The organism is uncultured Thiothrix sp., from assembly GCF_937873765.1.
In the GTDB taxonomy this organism is placed as follows: domain Bacteria; phylum Pseudomonadota; class Gammaproteobacteria; order Thiotrichales; family Thiotrichaceae; genus Thiolinea.
The window spans coordinates 1-2,029 of record NZ_CALMZC010000061.1 but is presented as its reverse complement, the minus strand read 5'-3'; the positions used below and the strand labels follow the sequence as shown (position 1 = coordinate 2,029).

General features: G+C 50.8%; 3 protein-coding genes. 1 reads left to right on the top strand and 2 read right to left on the bottom strand.

What is annotated here, in order from left to right; all coding sequences use genetic code 11:
- The first annotated feature begins 463 nt into the window (after window positions 1-463).
- Complete coding sequence (locus tag Q0307_RS17950) at window positions 464-598, top strand: hypothetical protein (RefSeq protein ID WP_298662560.1); 135 nt, start codon at window positions 464-466, stop codon at window positions 596-598.
- A gap of 774 nt (window positions 599-1,372) precedes the next feature.
- Here the strand turns inward: Q0307_RS17950 and nadS are convergent.
- Together nadS and Q0307_RS17940 are read right to left on the bottom strand one after the other, a co-directional pair.
- On the bottom strand, window positions 1,373-1,666 hold the full coding sequence (gene nadS, locus Q0307_RS17945; protein ID WP_298662558.1) for a NadS family protein: 294 nt from the start codon (window positions 1,664-1,666) through the stop codon (window positions 1,373-1,375).
- The gene (locus tag Q0307_RS17940; protein ID WP_298662562.1) at window positions 1,644-1,973 is read right to left on the bottom strand and encodes a type II toxin-antitoxin system RelE/ParE family toxin; all 330 of its coding nucleotides are present in this window, start codon (window positions 1,971-1,973) and stop codon (window positions 1,644-1,646) included. Before Q0307_RS17940 ends, nadS begins: the two co-directional genes overlap by 23 nt.
- Window positions 1,974-2,029: the final 56 nt, after the last annotated feature.

Genomic DNA, 2,029 nt, shown 5'->3' with positions numbered 1-2,029 from the left:
GCGTCGCGCTTGCATCGGGATAGCGTCGCGCTTGCATCGGGATAGCGTCGCGCTTGCATCGGGATAGCGTCGCGCTTTTGCCCCTGTAAGCCTTGATACAGCTCACTTTCAGAAGTCCCTACCTTTTCTTTCTACCTAATATATTCTACCCACAACGAGCGGCGTAAATAACTTAGGGTGAAATACCTTTAAGTTCAATTGTCTCTCCATAACGCACAATTACTCCCTTAATGCTGCTTAAAAACCTCATGCTACTTAGGTTTCAGTACGTCTAAATCTTTAAATATTGAAATAATTAAATAACGTGGCAACGTCAAAGGTTGTATCCAGCAAGCCAGTAGATGGATGCTGGTTGGTTTCACTTAAGGAAAAAACGTCAGAAACTGCGCCAAAGTGGAAACCCCTACAAAACAGGGTAAATCGAGCAGTAACAATAGCGTTTTAACTGAAGGAATCCGAAAAAATGAATTTGAAGCTTTTACTTTCAATAACGGCGTTTGCAGTAGTGGTCTATCTGTTGACGACAGCTACCAACATTTCAGTGAATGCAGAAGTTAGCAAAGAATCTAATCGCTTTGGTATTGAGCTACAAAGATAGCTGCGTCCAAGCAGCTCCGCAACTTGGACTCTTTTCTAAAAAACGGCAGTGATTCACGTTCTTAGAACTGCTCTGGAAAACTAAGGAAAAGGTCAAAAGTTACATAATGGGCACTCTGCGCAATGCCTTTCAGGTGCGCGTTGCGCAGAGCTACGCTCCACCGCGCAGAATGATCAATTATGTAAAATTTGCCCCCTGGTTGGTTTCTGTGGTTTTGGTCACTGCGCTTGCAAGCGGGTTGCAGTGGTTGACTCCAAGCCTCCGCAAGCGCAGCGCCCAAAACCACCCCACTTGGATAGGTTGTGCTTGCTCCAGTCTGGCCCCGCTTTCACCCCTCCCCAGCACGCAGCCTCACGCTGGCCACCCCTGCGCGGCTGTTTCTCCCGCGTTGCTTGTCCGGCTTCGCCGCACACGCGGAAGCGCCGCCCTGGTGTGCCGCTTACCGGCTGGCGCTGGGGTCGGGGTTCAGCGTTTCCAGCCTTCCGCAAGGTCGGCGAGTGTCAGCGGTGGCTATTGGTTTGAGCGGTGAGCGCCTCCGGTGGGGTCGCAAGCAGAGTATCCCCCGACCCGCGTTGCTGAGCGGGGCACGTTGCGGCCGCTACGCGAGGTGTGCCGCTAACGCGGCGAAGAGAAAAAGCGGGTTGCCAAGGTGTGTCGGCTGCGCTGAGCCGACACACTCCTTTCTTGAGTGTGTTGAGGTGTGCCGTACAAGTGCCGCCCAACGGGCTGGCCCGATGGCTCGACACTGGACGGAGCTAGTGATTTTGAGACCGTTTAGGGGGATTGGAGTGCCTGAATGGCTGAACTAGGATTCACCGCAACAATCTTCAACAAAGCAGCCGCTGGCCCTGTGGGTGTGCGGCGCTGCTGTTCCCAGTTTTGCAGTGTTTTGGTGCTGATTTGGATTAAATGGGCGAATTGAGATTGAGATAGGCCGGTTTTTTCTCGAATGGCTTTGACATCGATCCGCTTTAACTCAAAACGGCGCGAGGGGGGCAACTCTCCTTGAATAATTGCTTTAGCTTCATGCAAGCTGGCTACCAGCTCATCGAATAAGGTGGCTTCCATGATGGCTCAAATCCTTCACTAGGTTTCTTAGTGCGGTTGTTTGTTGGTCGGTCAGGTTATCTTGAGCCGATTTAGGATAAGCCAACAACATTAAAATCTGACCGTCTTCACACAACCAATAATAAATTACCCGAATGCCCCCGCTTTTGCCTTTACCTTTGGCAGCACAACGCACCTTACGAATGCCGCCTCCTTCTTTGATCAAGTCACCCTTAGCCGGGTTGATCATGAGTTCAGTTTGCAAGGCTTGGTACTCGTCATCGTCTAATAACTCAATAATTTGACGGGTAAACACCGAGGTTTCAATAAGGGTGTTTTTGCCCAAAAGCACGAATCGGACTATTCCAGTTCCCCGACCTCCGT

Coding starts and splice junctions, on each gene's coding strand:
- Q0307_RS17950 (WP_298662560.1), top strand. CDS start 464: ATGAATTTGAAGCTTTTACTTTCAATAACGGCGTTTGCAGTAGTGGTC.
- nadS (WP_298662558.1), bottom strand. CDS start 1,666: ATGGAAGCCACCTTATTCGATGAGCTGGTAGCCAGCTTGCATGAAGCT.